Annotated in this window: 22 protein-coding genes; 11 read left to right on the top strand and 11 right to left on the bottom strand. The window is 38.9% G+C overall.

Annotated features, from left to right (window positions below):
* Positions 1–19: 19 nt before the first annotated feature.
* From deoD to nagZ, 3 genes are all read right to left on the bottom strand, one after another.
* Positions 20–727 (bottom strand): purine-nucleoside phosphorylase, encoded by a 708-nt coding sequence (gene deoD, locus L6W14_RS08955; RefSeq protein WP_054548784.1) that lies wholly within the window; start codon positions 725–727, stop codon positions 20–22.
* Positions 728–930: 203 nt separating this feature from the next.
* Complete coding sequence (locus tag L6W14_RS08950) at positions 931–2367, bottom strand: AcpB/EbpR/MafR family transcriptional regulator (RefSeq protein ID WP_237900462.1); 1437 nt, start codon at positions 2365–2367, stop codon at positions 931–933.
* Positions 2368–2433: 66 nt separating this feature from the next.
* Positions 2434–4122 carry a beta-N-acetylhexosaminidase gene (gene nagZ / locus L6W14_RS08945; RefSeq protein WP_237900460.1) on the bottom strand — a complete coding sequence of 563 codons (1689 nt, stop codon included), beginning with the start codon at positions 4120–4122 and terminating at the stop codon, positions 2434–2436.
* 192 nt (positions 4123–4314) lie between these two features.
* Here nagZ and L6W14_RS08940 point away from each other — a divergent pair, with 192 nt between their 5' ends.
* Complete coding sequence (locus L6W14_RS08940; RefSeq protein ID WP_048390581.1) at positions 4315–4710, top strand: hypothetical protein; 396 nt, start codon at positions 4315–4317, stop codon at positions 4708–4710.
* 211 nt (positions 4711–4921) lie between these two features.
* Here the strand turns inward: L6W14_RS08940 and L6W14_RS08935 are convergent, their stop codons facing one another.
* The 4 genes from L6W14_RS08935 to L6W14_RS08920 all read right to left on the bottom strand — a co-directional run bounded on the left by L6W14_RS08935 (position 4922) and on the right by L6W14_RS08920 (position 7702).
* Positions 4922–5701, bottom strand: a complete 780-nt coding sequence (locus L6W14_RS08935; RefSeq protein ID WP_237900458.1) for a class I SAM-dependent methyltransferase — start codon at positions 5699–5701, stop codon at positions 4922–4924.
* A 136-nt stretch (positions 5702–5837) separates the two neighbouring features.
* Entirely contained in the window at positions 5838–6053 is a 216-nt protein-coding gene (locus L6W14_RS08930) for a hypothetical protein (protein WP_054548789.1), read from the bottom strand.
* A gap of 160 nt (positions 6054–6213) precedes the next feature.
* Positions 6214–6747, bottom strand: coding sequence for a GNAT family N-acetyltransferase (locus L6W14_RS08925; protein WP_237900456.1), 534 nt, complete (start codon positions 6745–6747; stop codon positions 6214–6216).
* Positions 6748–6850: 103 nt separating this feature from the next.
* Positions 6851–7702, bottom strand: coding sequence for a GNAT family N-acetyltransferase (locus L6W14_RS08920; RefSeq protein ID WP_237900454.1), 852 nt, complete (start codon positions 7700–7702; stop codon positions 6851–6853).
* A 276-nt stretch (positions 7703–7978) separates the two neighbouring features.
* Here L6W14_RS08920 and L6W14_RS08915 point away from each other — a divergent pair, with 276 nt between their 5' ends.
* From L6W14_RS08915 to L6W14_RS08900, 4 genes are all read left to right on the top strand, one after another.
* Positions 7979–9151: a multidrug effflux MFS transporter gene (locus L6W14_RS08915; protein ID WP_237900950.1), complete on the top strand. Its 1173-nt coding sequence runs from the start codon at positions 7979–7981 to the stop codon at positions 9149–9151.
* Between the two features lie 304 nt (positions 9152–9455).
* A complete protein-coding gene (locus tag L6W14_RS08910) occupies positions 9456–9641 on the top strand; it encodes an antitoxin VbhA family protein (protein WP_048390572.1) in 186 nt (61 codons plus the stop codon).
* Positions 9642–9644: 3 nt separating this feature from the next.
* Positions 9645–10034, top strand: a complete 390-nt coding sequence (locus tag L6W14_RS08905) for a hypothetical protein (RefSeq protein ID WP_237900452.1) — start codon at positions 9645–9647, stop codon at positions 10032–10034.
* 54 nt (positions 10035–10088) lie between these two features.
* The gene (locus L6W14_RS08900; RefSeq protein WP_237900450.1) at positions 10089–10349 is read left to right on the top strand and encodes a hypothetical protein; all 261 of its coding nucleotides are present in this window, start codon (positions 10089–10091) and stop codon (positions 10347–10349) included.
* A 286-nt stretch (positions 10350–10635) separates the two neighbouring features.
* Here the strand turns inward: L6W14_RS08900 and L6W14_RS08895 are convergent, their stop codons facing one another.
* The gene (locus tag L6W14_RS08895; RefSeq protein ID WP_227744841.1) at positions 10636–11136 is read right to left on the bottom strand and encodes a hypothetical protein; all 501 of its coding nucleotides are present in this window, start codon (positions 11134–11136) and stop codon (positions 10636–10638) included.
* Positions 11137–11231: 95 nt separating this feature from the next.
* Here L6W14_RS08895 and L6W14_RS08890 point away from each other — a divergent pair, with 95 nt between their 5' ends.
* Positions 11232–11684, top strand: a complete 453-nt coding sequence (locus tag L6W14_RS08890) for an NUDIX domain-containing protein (protein ID WP_237900449.1) — start codon at positions 11232–11234, stop codon at positions 11682–11684.
* Between the two features lie 33 nt (positions 11685–11717).
* Here the strand turns inward: L6W14_RS08890 and L6W14_RS08885 are convergent, their stop codons facing one another.
* Together L6W14_RS08885 and L6W14_RS08880 are read right to left on the bottom strand one after the other, a co-directional pair.
* Positions 11718–12161 (bottom strand): GNAT family N-acetyltransferase, encoded by a 444-nt coding sequence (locus L6W14_RS08885; protein WP_237900447.1) that lies wholly within the window; start codon positions 12159–12161, stop codon positions 11718–11720.
* A 10-nt stretch (positions 12162–12171) separates the two neighbouring features.
* Positions 12172–12489 (bottom strand): MazG-like family protein, encoded by a 318-nt coding sequence (locus L6W14_RS08880; RefSeq protein ID WP_237900948.1) that lies wholly within the window; start codon positions 12487–12489, stop codon positions 12172–12174.
* 79 nt (positions 12490–12568) lie between these two features.
* On the opposite strand from L6W14_RS08880, the gene L6W14_RS08875 reads away from it, so the two are divergent.
* Positions 12569–13144 (top strand): LOG family protein, encoded by a 576-nt coding sequence (locus L6W14_RS08875; protein ID WP_237900445.1) that lies wholly within the window; start codon positions 12569–12571, stop codon positions 13142–13144.
* Positions 13145–13280: 136 nt separating this feature from the next.
* On the opposite strand, the gene L6W14_RS08870 is transcribed toward L6W14_RS08875, so the two are convergent.
* Entirely contained in the window at positions 13281–13478 is a 198-nt protein-coding gene (locus L6W14_RS08870) for a transmembrane Fragile-X-F protein (protein WP_048390561.1), read from the bottom strand.
* Positions 13479–13596: 118 nt separating this feature from the next.
* On the opposite strand from L6W14_RS08870, the gene L6W14_RS08865 reads away from it, so the two are divergent.
* The 4 genes from L6W14_RS08865 (at position 13597) to L6W14_RS08850 (ending at position 16653) form a co-directional block, all read left to right on the top strand.
* Positions 13597–14574, top strand: coding sequence for a dimethylarginine dimethylaminohydrolase family protein (locus L6W14_RS08865; protein WP_237900443.1), 978 nt, complete (start codon positions 13597–13599; stop codon positions 14572–14574).
* An 81-nt stretch (positions 14575–14655) separates the two neighbouring features.
* Complete coding sequence (locus L6W14_RS08860; protein ID WP_004228871.1) at positions 14656–14901, top strand: YkuS family protein; 246 nt, start codon at positions 14656–14658, stop codon at positions 14899–14901.
* A gap of 130 nt (positions 14902–15031) precedes the next feature.
* A complete protein-coding gene (locus L6W14_RS08855) occupies positions 15032–16198 on the top strand; it encodes a Ger(x)C family spore germination protein (protein WP_048390553.1) in 1167 nt (388 codons plus the stop codon).
* 107 nt (positions 16199–16305) lie between these two features.
* Entirely contained in the window at positions 16306–16653 is a 348-nt protein-coding gene (locus tag L6W14_RS08850; RefSeq protein WP_237900442.1) for a VOC family protein, read from the top strand.
* Positions 16654–16666: the final 13 nt, after the last annotated feature.

Here is a 16666-nt window from a genome sequence, read left to right as displayed (position 1 = left end):
TCCCATCCCATGCAATCCCTTACGCATCGATGATTGTATGAAGAGCAATGTCCACCATATCAAAAAAGGATTTTTCACTTTCCTCGTGCGTTAAGCTTTCATTTGTTAATAGTTGACTACCTACCGTCAAAATAGACAATGCCTTTACCCCATATTTTGCGGCTAACGTATAGAGGGCGGTGCTTTCCATTTCTACCCCTAAAACACCGAATTCCATAAACTTATGAAGCCTGTCTAATGTTTCACGATAAAATTCATCTGAATTATAAATATTGCCAACAAACACATTGCCTTTTTTCCCTTGCGCTCGTTGAAACGCTTTCATTAATAAGGAAAAATCCGCAATTGGTGCGTAATTATTGCCGTAGAAAATTTTCTCCGTCAAATTGCTGTCTGAAGACACTGCTTGGGCTAGAATGATATCGCGGATTTGAATGTCCTTTTGCATCGCGCCACATGTGCCAATACGAATCAATTTTTTCACGCCATAATCGTTGACCAATTCAGTACCGTATATACTCATCGATGGATTCCCCATGCCCGTCCCCTGCACGGAAATCGGTACACCTTTGAACGTTCCTGTATACCCATACATTCCTCTTACTTCGTTATAGCAATAGACATTCTCTAAAAAATGCTCTGCTACAAATCTTGCACGTAAAGGGTCTCCAGGCAGCAAGACACGCTCAGCTATTTCTCCCTTTTTTGCTCCTAAATGTCTACTCATTTTCATTCCTCCAAAAACTTGTCATTTATCTCCAATCCAATTAGGTAACCGTTTTCATTTACCAATAAAAAATACCCATAGCCATTTCCAAAACTACTTCTTTTACAAGAAATCTGTTCAGAAACTACTATGAGTATAAGGTTTAATAATCCTGACAAACTAGACCAGATTGTTACGTTGTGTACGGGAAATAATTGACCAAATTACCGAAGTAATTCTTGACGAATATTATCTAAGTCCCTTTTGGTAGGAATCGTAGATATAATAACAACCGGCACTGTCGTCAAGGCAACGGGAAAATTACTTATGACAAAATCAATGTGATGCTGCTGCACCATCTCATCCGTTAACCCCTTCATAATAGAGGTATTAATAATCAGCTGGTCCCCAATTTCATTCTTGATTAAATTGGCGATATAATGGCGGATTGAAAATTCCTCTCCAATGACCAAGAAGGCTCGTTTACTTTTATAACGTAGCCCTGAACGAACAAGCAAGGTAAGCTTGGTTAAATGAAAGTCATTATACAGGATAGAAGGGTACGCTTTTTTCCATGTTTGCATACAGACCTGCATATCTTGGTAAATTTGCTGACATTCAATTTGGACATAGTTTGTTAAATTACTTTTTGAAATCATCAGCCATTCAGGGATGGCATTATCGATTAAAAGCTTGTCTAAAAACTCATATACCTCCAAGCTAAACCGCTCATTCATATGTAGATTAGGGTAAGCCTTTGCCAATAAGGTGAATAACTGCAGCGCCATTTGATCAATTTCTTTATTTTTATATAATTCGATTTCCTTCATTGGCGTCATGTCTGATCCTTCATAATAATGATATTGGCTTAGACTAAATAGAGATTGCATAAAAAACAATTCACGCTTTGGTAATTCAATCGAAAATTTTTCTTCCAGTGCCTGTGCAAAGTCTTTTACCGGCAAATAGAACATTCCTCTTTCCCAAGCGTAATCATCCTCCGTAATTTTGACATAGTTCCCCTTTCTGGCTCTTTCCAAGACAATCGCCACTAAAAAGGATAATTTCCTTTTGGAGTTAATAAAATAAACAATGTTTTGCTCATGCTCTATTTGCGTGATGCATTGATTGATAAAATCAAAGTCACTATTGGTAAATGGCCATCCTGTATACTCATAGGCATCACCATATAATTTCCAATAAAAATAGCGGATATTCAATTCATTTCCCTTTACGGCGGGCGTCGAGTATGTAATGCGTAGCTTATACGGCTTCAAATCATGATTATTTAGTTGCGTAATCAGCTTCTTCAACGAGGAAGTGCTCATAAACATCGCCTCTGCTAGCTCCTCCATCGAATAAGGTTGCCCATTGATAAACAATAAGTGCATGAAGCGATAGAAGATGGTTTGCCTGAACATGCTCGAAAGCACTTCACTAACGGTTGTACTTCGCCCATCTCGTTGTAGAAAAATTCCCTTTCCTCTAGATACGTCAATCGTCATTGTTGCTGGTAATTGCCGATTGATCTCTTCTACGAGCTTCCGTATGGTCTTATCTGAAATATGTAAGCTTTTTTCAACCTCCCCTAAAGTAAACCATCTTTGTTCAGAATCTAGTAACAGTAATAATTGACTAGCTAATTTGAATTCCTTATCCACGTTCTCACCCTATCCATCATTCACAAAAAGGAACATACACTGGTAGCTGTATGTCCCTTTTTGCGTTTATTTCATATACGTATTTAAAACTTTTTCGATGTCCGTATTAAGCTTGTTGATATCAACTGCTGGCACGGGCTGATTGACAAGCTGATATTTTTCTTTTAGTTTTAGGATTCTTTGGACACTTTCATTGATGCGTTCCTCTGTTATTTCCCCATTGCTGACGGCTACCTTCACCGCTTCTATCGCATCTGTAATATTGGCATATTCATGAGCGATTAAAATAATATCACTACCAGCCTTGATTGAATCGACAGCTGCTTGCCCGATCGCATAATGATTCGTGATGGCCTTCATCGTCATATCATCAGTCATCACAACACCGTCAAAGCCCAGTTGCTTTCTTAGTATACCTGTGATAATTTCCTTCGACATGGAGGAAGGATACTGGGGATCGATCTTTGGCAATAAAATATGTGCGACCATGACGACATCTGCACCATTGTTAATGGCCTCTTTAAATGGGACAAGCTCTAGCCTATTCAAATCGTTCAAGCTTTTTGTCACCTTTGGCAATTCTAAGTGGGAATCCACAGATGTGTCACCATGCCCAGGGAAATGCTTCACGACAGGAATAACCTGCTCCGACGCCAGACCCTTCATTGTTTGAATGCCCAATTTGCTGACAATAGCTGGATCATTGGAAAACGAACGATCCCCGATAATTGGATTATTCGGATTACTATTGACATCTAATACAGGCGCAAAGTCCAGATTGAAGCCAAATGCCTTTAATTGCTCCCCTAATAATTGGCCTACTTCAAATGAAAACTTGGATTGGTTAATGTCCCCAATTTTTTGGTTCGTTGGGAAATTTTTTAAAGCGCCTGGTAATCTGACTACTTTCCCACCCTCTTGGTCGGTGCCAAGGAAAAGTGGTAGCTGATTATTCGAATTGGCAGCCATTAGGTCATTCATCAATGTGACCGTTTGCTGGGGTGTTTCAAGATTATTGCCATAAAGAATTAAACCACCTACTTTAGCCTTTTGAATAAGGCTTATTGTCTCCTGCTGAAGCGTCGTACCTGAAACACCTGCAAACATCATTTGACCGATTTTCTCGTCCAATGTCATTTGTTCCACCGTATCTGGCGCTTGTGGCTTCAGTTCCGTATAGACCGAAATATGATGAACAGTAGGATTGACATCACTGTCAATCGGTTTCGGTAAAATCCACTTTAATTGATAGCTGGCATTTACTTGGTAGACAAGAATAATTTGATCGGTTGAAGGATCCTGATAGTAACGAACTTCATCAGGTTCACCCAACTTATTTTTAATATCTGCTAAACGAATGCTTTTAATATTCTCTTTCGATGAACGGATATCGAAGGCCTGTGAACCTCGATAACCAATCGTCACATCCTCATAATCCTCATATTGTCCATTGGCGGATTCCGTGACCTGCTGTGGTTCTCCCCATTGCTCACGAACCACTTGTTGTTCTGTATCTCCTGCTGCAAATGGTACATCAGGTACTTTTCCTTCTCGTGCGAATTGAGCAATATCCTGAATGAGGACCTCTATATTGTCTGAACCACCTTCCTGTTCGGACGCATCCTCTTGAACGGGCGTTGTCTCAGGATTTCTAGTCGGTAGTGTGACTGGCCTCATTTTCATGCCGATAAAAAAGGCTAGACCCATTAACATCAGCACAAGAACTAGCAGCACACCACGTCTTCTTTTATGCATGTAAAAACCTCCTTCACCAAGCCATTTGGCGACATCGAAACAAATCTATCAACTAACGTTATCATAACTGCCACCTGAATTCAAAGCTCACGCTGTGAACAGAATCGCAGCCTTCAATAGAAAATATTATCGTAAGCTAGCAAAAATGCAAAAGAAGATGTTAAAATATTCACATAAAGGGGGATATAACACATGGGGAAATTAAGTAAGAGAAATATACTGTGGATTGTGCCAATCGGTATCTTAGCGGTATTTTGGTACTTCTATGGTCCACAAAAGGATATTACAGACAATGAATATATTACATACGTAAAAAACTATTCCTATGAAAATAGCGCAAAAACTTTGGAGAGTGCCTTTGCCTCTGCCTGTGAAAATCCATATTGGGTCTATTTTGAAACACAAAAGGGACAGGATGTTGTAGAGTTTGAGGGTGATTGCACGGTGAACAATGAAGTAGCCAAGGTCAATGTACAGTTTCTGGTAGACAACGACATCACAAGTGTTCAATCAGGTGCAATGCTTGTCGATAGTAAAATGCAGGAAGAAGCAGACCGCGATGAATTTTTGCTAGCACTTGCTAAATAATCCCTTATAGTGATGCTATGAGGGTTTTCTCTGGGAAAGCGGATATAAAATGTGCAAAGTAGTGGATAGCAATCCTAAAGTGATGGATAGAAAGTTAAAAGTGGCGGATAGATCCTGTAAATTGACGGATAGCTCTGAGAAAGCGGAGTAAGATTTTGCTGCTGCAATCGAATAAAAATGGAGAGGGTTGATCCTCTCCAGAAGGTGGTTATTATTTTTTCTTGGCGATCCAAATCGTCCATCGATCCTTTTCAATGATGGAACCTTCAGTGGTAATTGCATTCCTTATATGTTCAAGAAGGGTCGATAATTGGTTGTCATTCAATTCATGCAATAGACTACGCCCAACTCTACCTTGTAAATCAGCCAATAATTGCTCCTTATTAGCATAGACCTGTCTCGTCTCCCATAGTTTGAGCTCACTAATTTCTTGAAAGCCTACTTCTTGTAAGCTTTCTGTCACCAACTGACTAGTGTGTCTGCGCTCTACTTCCTTTTGAATAAGCGAAGGAAAACTTTCAAAGAAATAGCCCCTTATATGATGAGCATCCCCTGGAAGTAAGCAATCCTCTGGGGTGCGATCCTGTACGATAAAATAACCGCCTTGCTGTAAAAGCCGAAATGCCTCTTGAAAGCATGCTTTGACATCTTGTATATGATGAATTAAGGCTCTTTCAAGCACGATATCAAAAGTATCCCCTGCAAGCCCTGTATTGAAAGCATTTCCTTGCACAAATGTGATTTGCGGATATGCTCGACAATTTTCTTTCGCTCCGTCTAACATGGCTAGTGAAAAGTCTACACCTGTTACAGATGCCACCCCCATATCGACAAGTGCCTTGGCATAAATCCCTCCGCCACAGCCGATATCTACTACCCTTCCCATACTATGAAAAGGAATATGTTTCGCTAATGCTGCCTTCCATGAGCTATCTGCCTGTCTAGTTGTATAAGACGTACGATGTTGCTGATTATGGAAATCAATCCCCATTCTCTTCACCCTCCCCTTTTATTTTAGTGTACTAGTAGATCACCCATAAGAAAAATCTATAATTATTATAAAAATACATAAGCTTACCTTATCAAACGAAAAACCCATGCTGGGATATGCATGGGTTGAGCTACCATTAACTATTTCTAGTAGGATGGGAGGACTTTAATATGGTCCGTTCAATTATTCTAATTTCGTTATTTAGTTTTGTAATCGCCGCTTCAATTTGTTGATAGCGCTCCATCCGCTTGACCTTCTCTGTTGGAAGGGAATCCTTTAAAGCAGCCTGTCCCGCGTATAAGCTTGACAGTAAATCTAGCTTTTGAAAATAAGCTGTGCTATATTGCTCCATAACACCCAGCCCCTTATCTGTTACTTTTTTACACGAACTTATGAATTGTTGTTCATATAAGAACTATAACCGAAAAAAGCAGCCTCAAAACTCCATCTAAATTATTATTTATTATCCATTTCCAAGTAAATGATTATTCTATAAATGCGCTAAAGCTACGTTATTCATCTTTTTTTAACAAAGAATAGATAAATGTATCATGTGCTTGTCCCTTTTGATACATATAGTCCCTCAATATGCCCTCCTGTTGGAATCCAAGCTGAATTATAAGCTTGGAAGATGCCTCATTCTCTAAAAAAACAACGGCTCCAATCCGGTTTAAGTTCATATCCCCAAAACCATATGCGATTACTTTCTGCACAGCTTCTTTTGTATAACCCTGCCGCCAGTAATCAGGATGAATTTCATAGCCAATTTCTGCTCGTTGATGTGCCGCCGACCATAAATGAAAGCCAACTGTACCAATCACTTCATTCGAATCTTTTCGTTCAATTCCCCAACGAATCCCACGCTTTTCCTCAAAATTTTTAGCAAATTGCTTAATTAACTGCTCAGCCTGCTGTGTGTCAGTAAAAGGCTCCTGCCCATAATAGCGTGTTAAAGCCTCATTGGAAAAGCAACGAAAAATCGCAGGAACATCCTCCTCTGTGAGCTCTCTTAACCTAAGTCTTGCTGTTTCTAATTCTGGAAACATGCTGTTCCCCTCCTCTACCATCCATATCATTCTCTACTCTTCCTTCAAAATCCTTTTTTGACAATACAAACGTGCAAACCCCAAAGTAGGCTTGCACGTTTGATTACCCGAAAGCTTGTGCTGCTAGAGCAAATAATGTTTGATTTCTTGTAGGTATTTTTTTGGCATTACGGATCATGACAGGTGGTGTGGCAGCCATCGTAAAACCACTTTGTTGTAAAATTGGACCAAGCTCCTGTTGAACAGATGGACAGTCGATACGTAATTTCCCCTGATAGCCCTTAGCCAATTCATTGATAATATGATGCGCTATTTCTTTACTTGGTGCGACGATTGGCCCTAAAAGAAGATAAATTGGCCCCGCGATCGATAAGCCATAGCCAATCATTTGGTTGTCATGATTTTTGACAACAACACAGCGCTGTGACTGCTGTATTCTTTTACGTAAAAAGATTCTTCTACTATCCCAAAAGGCTGCTGCGTCAAGTTGGGCAAGCTGTTCAAAATCCTGTTCTTGAAATTCTTTGATGGTGAATAAAAAATCTGCTTCGCTTGTTGTCTCAACATATTTGTCTGCCAAATATTTATGTACATGCTCAACAGTCGTGAAGCCCATTTTTTGATATAAAGGTTCACCTTCTTTTGTAGCTACCAGCATAATTGCTGTTTCCGCTGAAACACTATCGATACAGGCTTGTGTAACAATACTACCTAAGCCAAAACCTCTGCATTGCTCATGCACAATTACCATGCCAATGGAAGCTACATTTGTGTCGTAGGGAATAATAGCTGCACAGGAAACAATTTTTCCTTCCATATTTTTATGTCCAACTATTCTACCTGCTGCCATAATCGTTTCAATTTCGTAGGCATCGTAATCCCATCCAACGGAAGCTGATAGCTCGATTAATCCCTGAATATCACTAGAAGTAAATAAAGTTAGCTCAAAATTCAATTAGATACACCCTCTCAAAAGAACATATGTTCCATTTTACAAAATCCCCCTTCCATATACAAGCAATATCTCTTAGCTTTAGCAATTATTACTATATAATTATTGTAAAATAGCCTATAATAGTTGCTAGACTATGCACTCCTACTTCAAGCATATAAAGGTGATTTCAACATGACATCCTATGAACGTATTCTTATAATGGTCCCGCCGTTTCCCTAGCTACGCAATCTACTTGAAACTAACAAAGTAGAATTTTGCTTGTAGGAGGGCAATATGTTGAAAAAACAGGCAGTACCATCTTTATTATTAATGATTGTTCTTGTGGCTTTTCCACAAATTAGTGAAACAATATACACACCATCACTTCCGGATATTGCCGCTGCACTTGATGTAGCCAATAGCTCTGTCCAATTAACATTAAGCATCTATTTTATTGGCTTTGCGTTCGGCGTTTTCTGCTGGGGATGGATTTCTGATTTTATTGGCCGTAGACCTGCCATGCTAGGTGGTTTAATTTTTTATGGAATAGGTAGCCTACTCTGCTTTTACGCAGAGACAATCCCTTTTCTATTAGCAAGTCGATTGCTACAAGCATTCGGCGCTGCAACTGGCTCCATTATTACGCAAACCATTTTGCGTGAAAGTGTGACGGGAAGCCAACGCCATGCTATGTTTGCTCAAATTTCAGCCGTCATTGCCTTTACCCCAGCTATAGGGCCGTTAATTGGTGGTTGGGTGGATCAAGCACTAGGCTTTCGAGCCGTGTTTTTTGTCCTTGTCATCATGAGTATCCTGTTGTTTATCTATGCTTATTGCAGACTTCCAGAAACAACCAATCCTGCAACAAGACAAAGAACAGCGATTTGGCCTGTCGTCAAACGCATTTTTGCTTCACCCATCGTGCTTGTCTATGGGCTACTAATAGGAGGCATTAATGGTGTTCTATTTAGCTACTATGCCGAAGCACCCTTTATATTCATCGAACATTTCCAGCTGTCACCTGGCCTGTACGGATTTCTTGGCATTATCGTTGCCCTTGCTTCCATAATAGGGGCTATGATTTCAAAGCGACTCGTCATCAACCATTCGCCACAAAAAATCATCCATGTTGGCTGTTTGGTAATGCTTGGTGGCACTTTGCTTTTAACCATCGTTTGTACCCTGCCATTGCACGCGAGCAAGATGGCCATTGGTATGCTGATTACTATTTTTATCACACTGCTAGGCTCGGGCATCGCACTTCCTAATTGCTTAAGTTTAGCGTTAGTAGATTTTCAGGATGTGATTGGCACAGCAGGCGCTATCTTTAGTCTCTGCTATTACTTACTCGTCAGTGCCATCACATCTGGTATGAGCTTACTGCATAACGGTTCTTTACTGACAATGCCACTTTATTTCTTAGGCCTAACCTTGATAATGTGGCTTTGCGGGAGAAAGTTTATTCGATAATGGAAGAAAGCGGGCTTCCAATCGCTATCGCTTTTAGATAGATGAAAGACTAGAACAAAACCTCTCCTCCGAATAGAAAAAGTGGGTGAAATTTTACTCTTCGTAAAATTTCACCCACTTTGATTATAGGATAGCCTAGCTCTAAATTTTCCCCACTGGCACCTATTGAATTTTCTCACTCAAAGTGTAAATACTTAATGACAAAGATTGAACTATGTCAGTAGGCATCGTGCAGTGATCTAACTATCTCCTGATGCATAAAACTGATATAAGAGATATACCATTAAAGTGAGGGGTGTTATTTATGAAAGAAAATTCATCCTTAGAACGTAAAAAGCAAGTGCAATTCGCAGTTGGTATGGCTGCCATTGACGGTGGAAAACCGAGCGCATTTACACAGAACCTCTTAAACCAATATGAAAATGGTCAAGTATCATCCAGCCAATTGAAACAAGCGATTGTTGAAAAATATACAAGGGCTTCACAGTAGTTTATGGACCCATATATTTATCCTAATACAAATGTCTTAATCAACAAATTAAATATTCGAGATGAACAACAATTGATTGACGTTGAAGCACAACTGTTAATCGCTGGGATTATAGATATTTCTTCTATCACGCATGAGATTGACTTCCAAAAATATAAAAGTCTTCAAAAGATTCATCACTTCCTTTTTCATGAACTATATTTATCGGCAGGAGAATTCCGCACAGTCAATATTTATAAAAGCGAACATGTTTTAAGCGGATTATCTGTTGCTTATAGTGATAAAGATCACATTGTATCTGATTTAAAAACTATTTTCAGTTGGTCTAAATCTAAGCAATGGAAGTATTCTAATCCTCTCCTTGTTGAGGACTTTTCTTCATTTATGACATAACTTTGACGTGTTCATCCTTTCCGAGAAGGAAATACACGAACGGTATCGATTTTCATGAAGCTTTTTGCTGAAGCAAATAGGCTAGACTTCAATGCTCAATTGCTCTCACAGTATGCAGGATATTTACGAAATGCACTAGTTCTTGCAGCAGTAGAAGAAGCTCCGGAACCACAATATTTATTGAAGATGATGACAGATGCTCTGGATGTAGCTGATTTCAATAAATTCAAGGCTGACGATGAAACGTCTAATTATCAAGTAATTGGGCGTTATGATGTTTCCAAGTATAAAGAAAAGCCCTTTGAAACGGATTAAGGAATGGTTTATTTACAGATTAAGTATGTTTTACTTATTTAATACGCTAAAAAGGATGGTGATTTGTAATTGAATCATCATCCTTTATATATATTTCGCAATAGGGATCATTTAATTCATTTAAAACCTTTTACTCTTAGAAAAATCACCTCCTAATTGAAATTTAGTTTTTAACCCCATATTCAATCGAAGGTGTATTTTTTTATTTGTCTATACTGTTGAGGTCAGTCCTCAACATCAATTTTCCATTTTTTATACACCTACTAGTTTTTTCTAGCTGCTTCTCCTATCCTTGAAAATAATAATCCAACACTTCCTGAGGGGTATGAAAAACTTTGTTGCTTTGCGTTTTATAAAGAAATTTGGGATTCGTACAGGCTTTCTCTAGACTTTTTGCTTGCTTTAGCTTATCCGTCATTTGCTCTATAATATCTGTGTAGCCATCGAGCTGGTTTGAAATTTTCGGTAGCATCGTTGGTGAGATATCGAGTACAATAGAGACTTGATCCTCAGCATAACTATTTAAATTGATAAAAAAGCATTCTTCCAAATGCTTTGAATGTTTATCTACATTAATAACAGCCTCTTGATAATTGGCGATTAACCCTGTTGATGTATTCGTAATGGTAAAGCCTTGCTGTGTCAAATGCTGTTCAACTAGCATTAAAAACTGCTCGACCTCTGCATCTAGCTTTGGTGTAACAGTTGATTGAATTAAATCATTACATTTCTGATAAATGGTATCAATTTCGGTCTGTTTTTCGACAAGTAATTTAAAATTGGACATTGAATACACGCTTCATCTCCCCTTTTTACTAAGGTAGACATTCATGAAGCGTTTTAGTCATGATCACGAAAAATAACAATTAAAAGGAGAAGTCCATGATTAGAAATTCTGTCAAAGCCATCATCATCGTGGATGGGAAACTATTGCTAACAAAAAATCAAGATATAGAGGGCTACTTTTACCTTTGTCCAGGTGGTGGACAGGAGCATGGAGAGACCTTTCACAGGACGTTGCAAAGGGAATGCCTGGAGGAAATTGGCTCCTCCGTTCACATTGGAGAGCTGTTATTTATCCGTGAATACATCGGACAAAATCATGAGCATGCCGCCTTTGACGCTGATGTACATCAGGTAGAATATTATTTCCTCTGTCAGGTAAATACGCAAACTTGTCAACCAACAAATCCTGATAGTCTTCAAATTGGGACACAATGGATACCGATTGAAAAGCTTCATACATATAGACTTTACCCCAAAGCGCTTACCCAACCATTACAGAAATTTATACGAGGACAACAAACAACAATCTATTTGGGCGATGTCAATTAAAATAGGCTGTCTATCTCCTTAGACAGCCTATTCTTAATGAAGCACTTTCACCATCGTATAGTAGCTACTGCCTGGTGGATAATCTTTAATTTCTCCCACTACTTGATAGCCATGTGCCTCATAAAAGGTACGCGCTTGAAACTCGTAGGTTGTCAGTAGAGCTTTTGTTGCCCCCATGTCCTTGGCTACTAACTCTGCCTGTGCTAAGAGCTTTGTGCCAATTCCCTTTCCACGATATTCTTTACTAAACCAAAATTTATGTATTTCTATCCATCCCCAGTAGACTTCAGCTGTTATACCACCTATCCATTGCTGCTGTTGATCTGTGACGATTAACTGTAAAGGAAGAACCGCACCCTTCTTTCTACTTTCGCGATGATAAGGAGATTGCTCATTATTATAGGCACGAATTTTTTCTCTTAAAAAATTTGTAAAATCCTCATGCTGTCCCCGTAAAACCTCTACTTGATATTCCATCTCGATCCTCCTATTCCTGGTAACGCTTTATCAGCTTGTCTTGATGAGCTGCAAATATTTCTTCTAATGGAATATTGTACTGATTGGCAATCACGATAAGATTTCCTAAGACATCCCCTAGCTCTTCAATTAGCTCCTGCTTATTTTCTTCAAAGGATGGTGTTTTTTCATCTGGTCGATCTCTACCAATCTCGATTGCTCGAATCGCCCTTGCTACCTCACCTGTTTCTTCTGCCAAGAAGCCAATACGTGTAAAAATATTAAGCTCTGACCAGCCACGTGCTTCATAGTAATCCTTTACCCAGCGTTGAAATTCATTTAGTTCCAATTCAGTTTCCTCCATTTCCTTCCTCTTCAAAATAAATTATACTATAAAAGAATTCGATCAGATATGGAGGAAATCAGCTATGAAAAGTATTGCCGTATTTTGCGGATCCAGTCTAGGCGCTTCCGATGCTTATCGTCAAGGAGCGATTTTACTAGGAAAAGAATTAGCCAAAAGACAAATTACTCTTATTTATGGTGGTGCTTCTGTAGGCATCATGGCAACAGTAGCGAATACAGTGCTAGAAGAAGGCGGCAAGGTCATTGGGGTGATTCCGACATTATTAGAAGAACGTGAAATTGCGCATCAACAGCTGACAGAGCTGATTGTTGTAAAGACAATGCATGAACGTAAAAGTAAAATGATGGAATTAGCAGATGGCTTTATTGCCCTTCCTGGTGGACCTGGAACATTAGAGGAATTTTTTGAAGTATTTACGTGGAATCAAATCGGGCTGCTTCAAAAACCTTGTGCTATTTTCAATATGGAAAACTATTTTGATTTATTAGTATCATTCTTTGACCATATGCAAAATGAACAATTTTTAAAAGCACAATATCGCGAGGCACTTATTGTTGATGAGGACGCAGCAGCACTATTAGATAAATGTGAAAGCTTTGTTCCTCCAGCTGTGAAAACTTATGAATTAAGCAAATAATAAAATGGTGAGGGTGGACCTATTGGACTAACCTCACCTTTTTCATGCTCTAATCTCCAATACGATCCTACATGACTATGCGAAACAAAAGAAGGACCAGGTTGTTCTAATTACTAGTAATTTGGCTACTATGATTTCATAATTCTGCTTTCTTTTCCCGCCTTTTCACTGCTACCACAGCAATCAATACCATCCCAAGCTTCACCAGCCCAATAATGGCATAGAGACTAAATGAAAGAATCGCTGGTAATAATACCAGCCACCACGACCATGTAATGACATCTGTTAGCTTTAATACGACAAAGACAATGGTCAACACTTCTGCAATGCCCATCATTTCACCACCTTACAGCCCATCCTTGACTATATAGTAACTATATATCTTACGATAAGGAACATCACAGGAAAAATTTTCACTACTTTTTCTAAATCATACAACAGGAGGCAGTAAGATGACGAATATTTTTGTAAAAAGTGAGTTTGCTCCTTTAAAACGAGTTGTCATGGCGCAATCGGAATTTGCTTTTCCAGCTAAGGAGGCTCCAACAGATGATGAATTTTTAACAGAAGAAACACTAGCACTTTATGCAAGCGTAGATACACTCGGTAAAAATTTTAAAGATGTCTTTCCAGAAAGACAGCAGCAATGGGAATTGGAACGAGCAAATTTAAAAAAAGTATTAGAAAAATACGGGGTAGAAGTACAAGTACCAAGACGTTTAACAGACTATGAAAAAAAAGTAGGAAAAGAAGATGGCTATAGCAATTTCTTCGTTCGCGATCCCTTTTTCACTATCGGCCATTTTTTAATCGAGGGCTCCCTTCGATTCCCACATAGACGCAACGAAGTTTTGCCCGTACGTAATCTTTTAGCACAGGAAGCAAATGAAAATCAATGTTTCTATGTCTCCATTCCAAAGCCTGATATGGCAGATGGTTTAGATTCTGAAGCTGGCCCGTTCTTAGAGGGCGGCGATGTGTTAGTATTAGATAAAACGATTTTTGTCGGGAATTCAGGACTAGCCTCCAATAAAAATGGTGTGCAGTGGTTGCGTAATTTAGCAAGTAACTTTGATTATACGGTGGTCGAAGTGCCGCTTCATCCAACCATTCTTCATCTCGACTGTGCGCTTAGCCTCGTTAGAGAGGGTCTAATGATTGTCTGCGAGGAAGCACTCATTGATGGTATTCCCAAACAGCTAAAAGATTGGGATAAAATTCACGTTTCCCTAGAGGATGCCGCAAAACTTGCTACTAACGGCTTACCTATTAATGAAGAAGTCTATATTACAGACAAAGAATTTACATGGATTGGCGAGCAACTAGCGAAGAGAGGTATCACCGTAGAATATGTTGATTTTACGATTTCTCGAAGCTTTGGCGGTTCTTTTAGATGTAGTACACAACCCCTATTACGCACGGATCTCTAGAAATTATCTCTCCCCACTAAAAAATAGTATGAATAATGAGCAACCTGAAATGGCACATTATTTGTAGGAGGTGGACAAGATATGTCTAGAATTATTGGTGTGGAACAATCATTAACGAATATCGAAGATGCTTTAAAAGCACAAGGCTTTGAAGTCATCCAGCTTCGCAATGAAGAGGATGCGAAAAAATGTGATGCTTGTATTATTACAGGTCAGGATCGCGATGTCATGGGAATTAGTGATCCAGTTATGGAAGGTCCTGTGATTGATGCGAATGGACTATCGGCAAACGAGGTCGTTGAACGCGTCCAAAAATATTTCCACTAAAATCATTTGTGCTGTCTCTACGTCATTTTGACGAGAGCAGCACTTTCCTACATACAAATGGTCTCTACTTATAATACCTTGCGTTCTTGTACAAACTAATATACACGAACTTCAAAAAGTAGGGAGATATATGAGCCAAAAACAAATTGCGATTGTTATTTTAATGCTGACGACTACACTACTGCTATCAGGCTGTTGGGATGTAACAGAGCCGCAACGCATGTATTACGTACAAGGTGTGGGGGTTGACTACAAGGATAATGAATATACAGCATACTTACAAATTATCAACTTTGCTAACGTAGCGAAAACAGAATCAGCTAACCCTAATGCAGCGCCTACCGAAATTGGTCAAGCGAAGGGTAAGACAATAGAAGAAGCCATTTACAAATTGTATCGTTCAATGGACCAAGAAGTATTTTGGGGACATATGACCTTTCTTCTCTTCTCAGAGAGTGCTATGAAAGATGAACATGCGATTGCTGTTATTGATACTTTTTTACGCTTTCGAGAGACAAGATATCATATTTGGGTTTACTGTACCCAAGATCCTATCGAGGATGTTTTATTAGTTTCTCCATTGTTAGAGAAATCACCAACTGCCGCCAAATTAAGTAATCCTAAAAACACAGCGAAGCAGGAGTCATTTGTAGAGCCTGTTAATTTAAGACAGCTCGTCATTGGCTTAAATGAGCCCAATCACGAAATGAAAATTCCTTACGTAACCGTCAACGAAAACTGGGAAACAATGGATGGCTCCAAAACAGAAACCGTTTTTGCTGGTGTCGGTATTCTTTCAAAGGATAGTTTTAAAGGCTATATTAAAGGCAAATCGGCACGTGGAATCGAGTGGATGAATGATGAAACAAAGCAAGGAGAAATTACCGTCGAATTAGAAAATAATGAAAAAAGTGATTACTTAACCGTCGATATTAAAAAGCTAGATGTCAAAGTCAAGCCAATTGTGAATGGTAATGACGTAAAGTTTGAGGTAAATTTAAAATTCGATACGATTTTAAATGGTTTTAAAGGGAGGCTAACACCCAATCAGGTAAGAAAAAAAGTAGAAAAAGCCGTCAAGGAAGAAATCCTAACTACCTTTGAGGAAGGACTAAAAATGGATGCGGATGTCTTTCGTCTGTCCGAATATCTCTATCGTAGTAATGTAAAGGCTTGGAAGAGATTAGAGAAGGATGGCAAAATTCCTTTAAGCAAAGATTCCATTAGTAAAATCGATATTCATATTAATAAAGTAAGCCCTGGCCGTAAAACATTTGCAGAAACGATTACCGAATAATAGCTAGAGGCCATCCAAAATGGCATGGTCTCTTTCTTATGGCCATCTTGTCATGCTATAGTAATGGAAAAGATGAGGAAACGTTAAACAGACAGGAGATCGAGACGATGATAAAAGGCTTTGGAGGTATATTTTGGCGAACAAAGAATCTAGATTCTGTAAAAAAGTGGTATAGCGAAACCTTGATGCTAGAAATAAACGATTGGAATGGGACAATCATTAAACCCCAAGAAGGCAATGAAACGATCTTTTCTTTTTTCACTGAACAGGACAATTATTTTCCAGCAGAACAGCAAGTGATGTTAAATTTCCAAGTTCATGATGTAAACGAGATGATAAAGCATCTTGAACATTTTGATGTCCCACTCGCAAAACCTCTAGAGTGTAACGAATTTGGAAAGTTTATTTGGATTAAAGATCCAGAAGGTCGACTGATTGAGCTTTGGGAAAAATAGTTTACCCTTGCGT

It is taken from the genome of Lysinibacillus sp. ACHW1.5, from assembly GCF_022014815.1.
Lineage (GTDB): Bacteria > Bacillota > Bacilli > Bacillales_A > Planococcaceae > Lysinibacillus > Lysinibacillus capsici.
The sequence above is the reverse complement of the archived record's forward strand: the minus strand, read 5'-3'. Positions and strand labels throughout refer to the sequence as shown.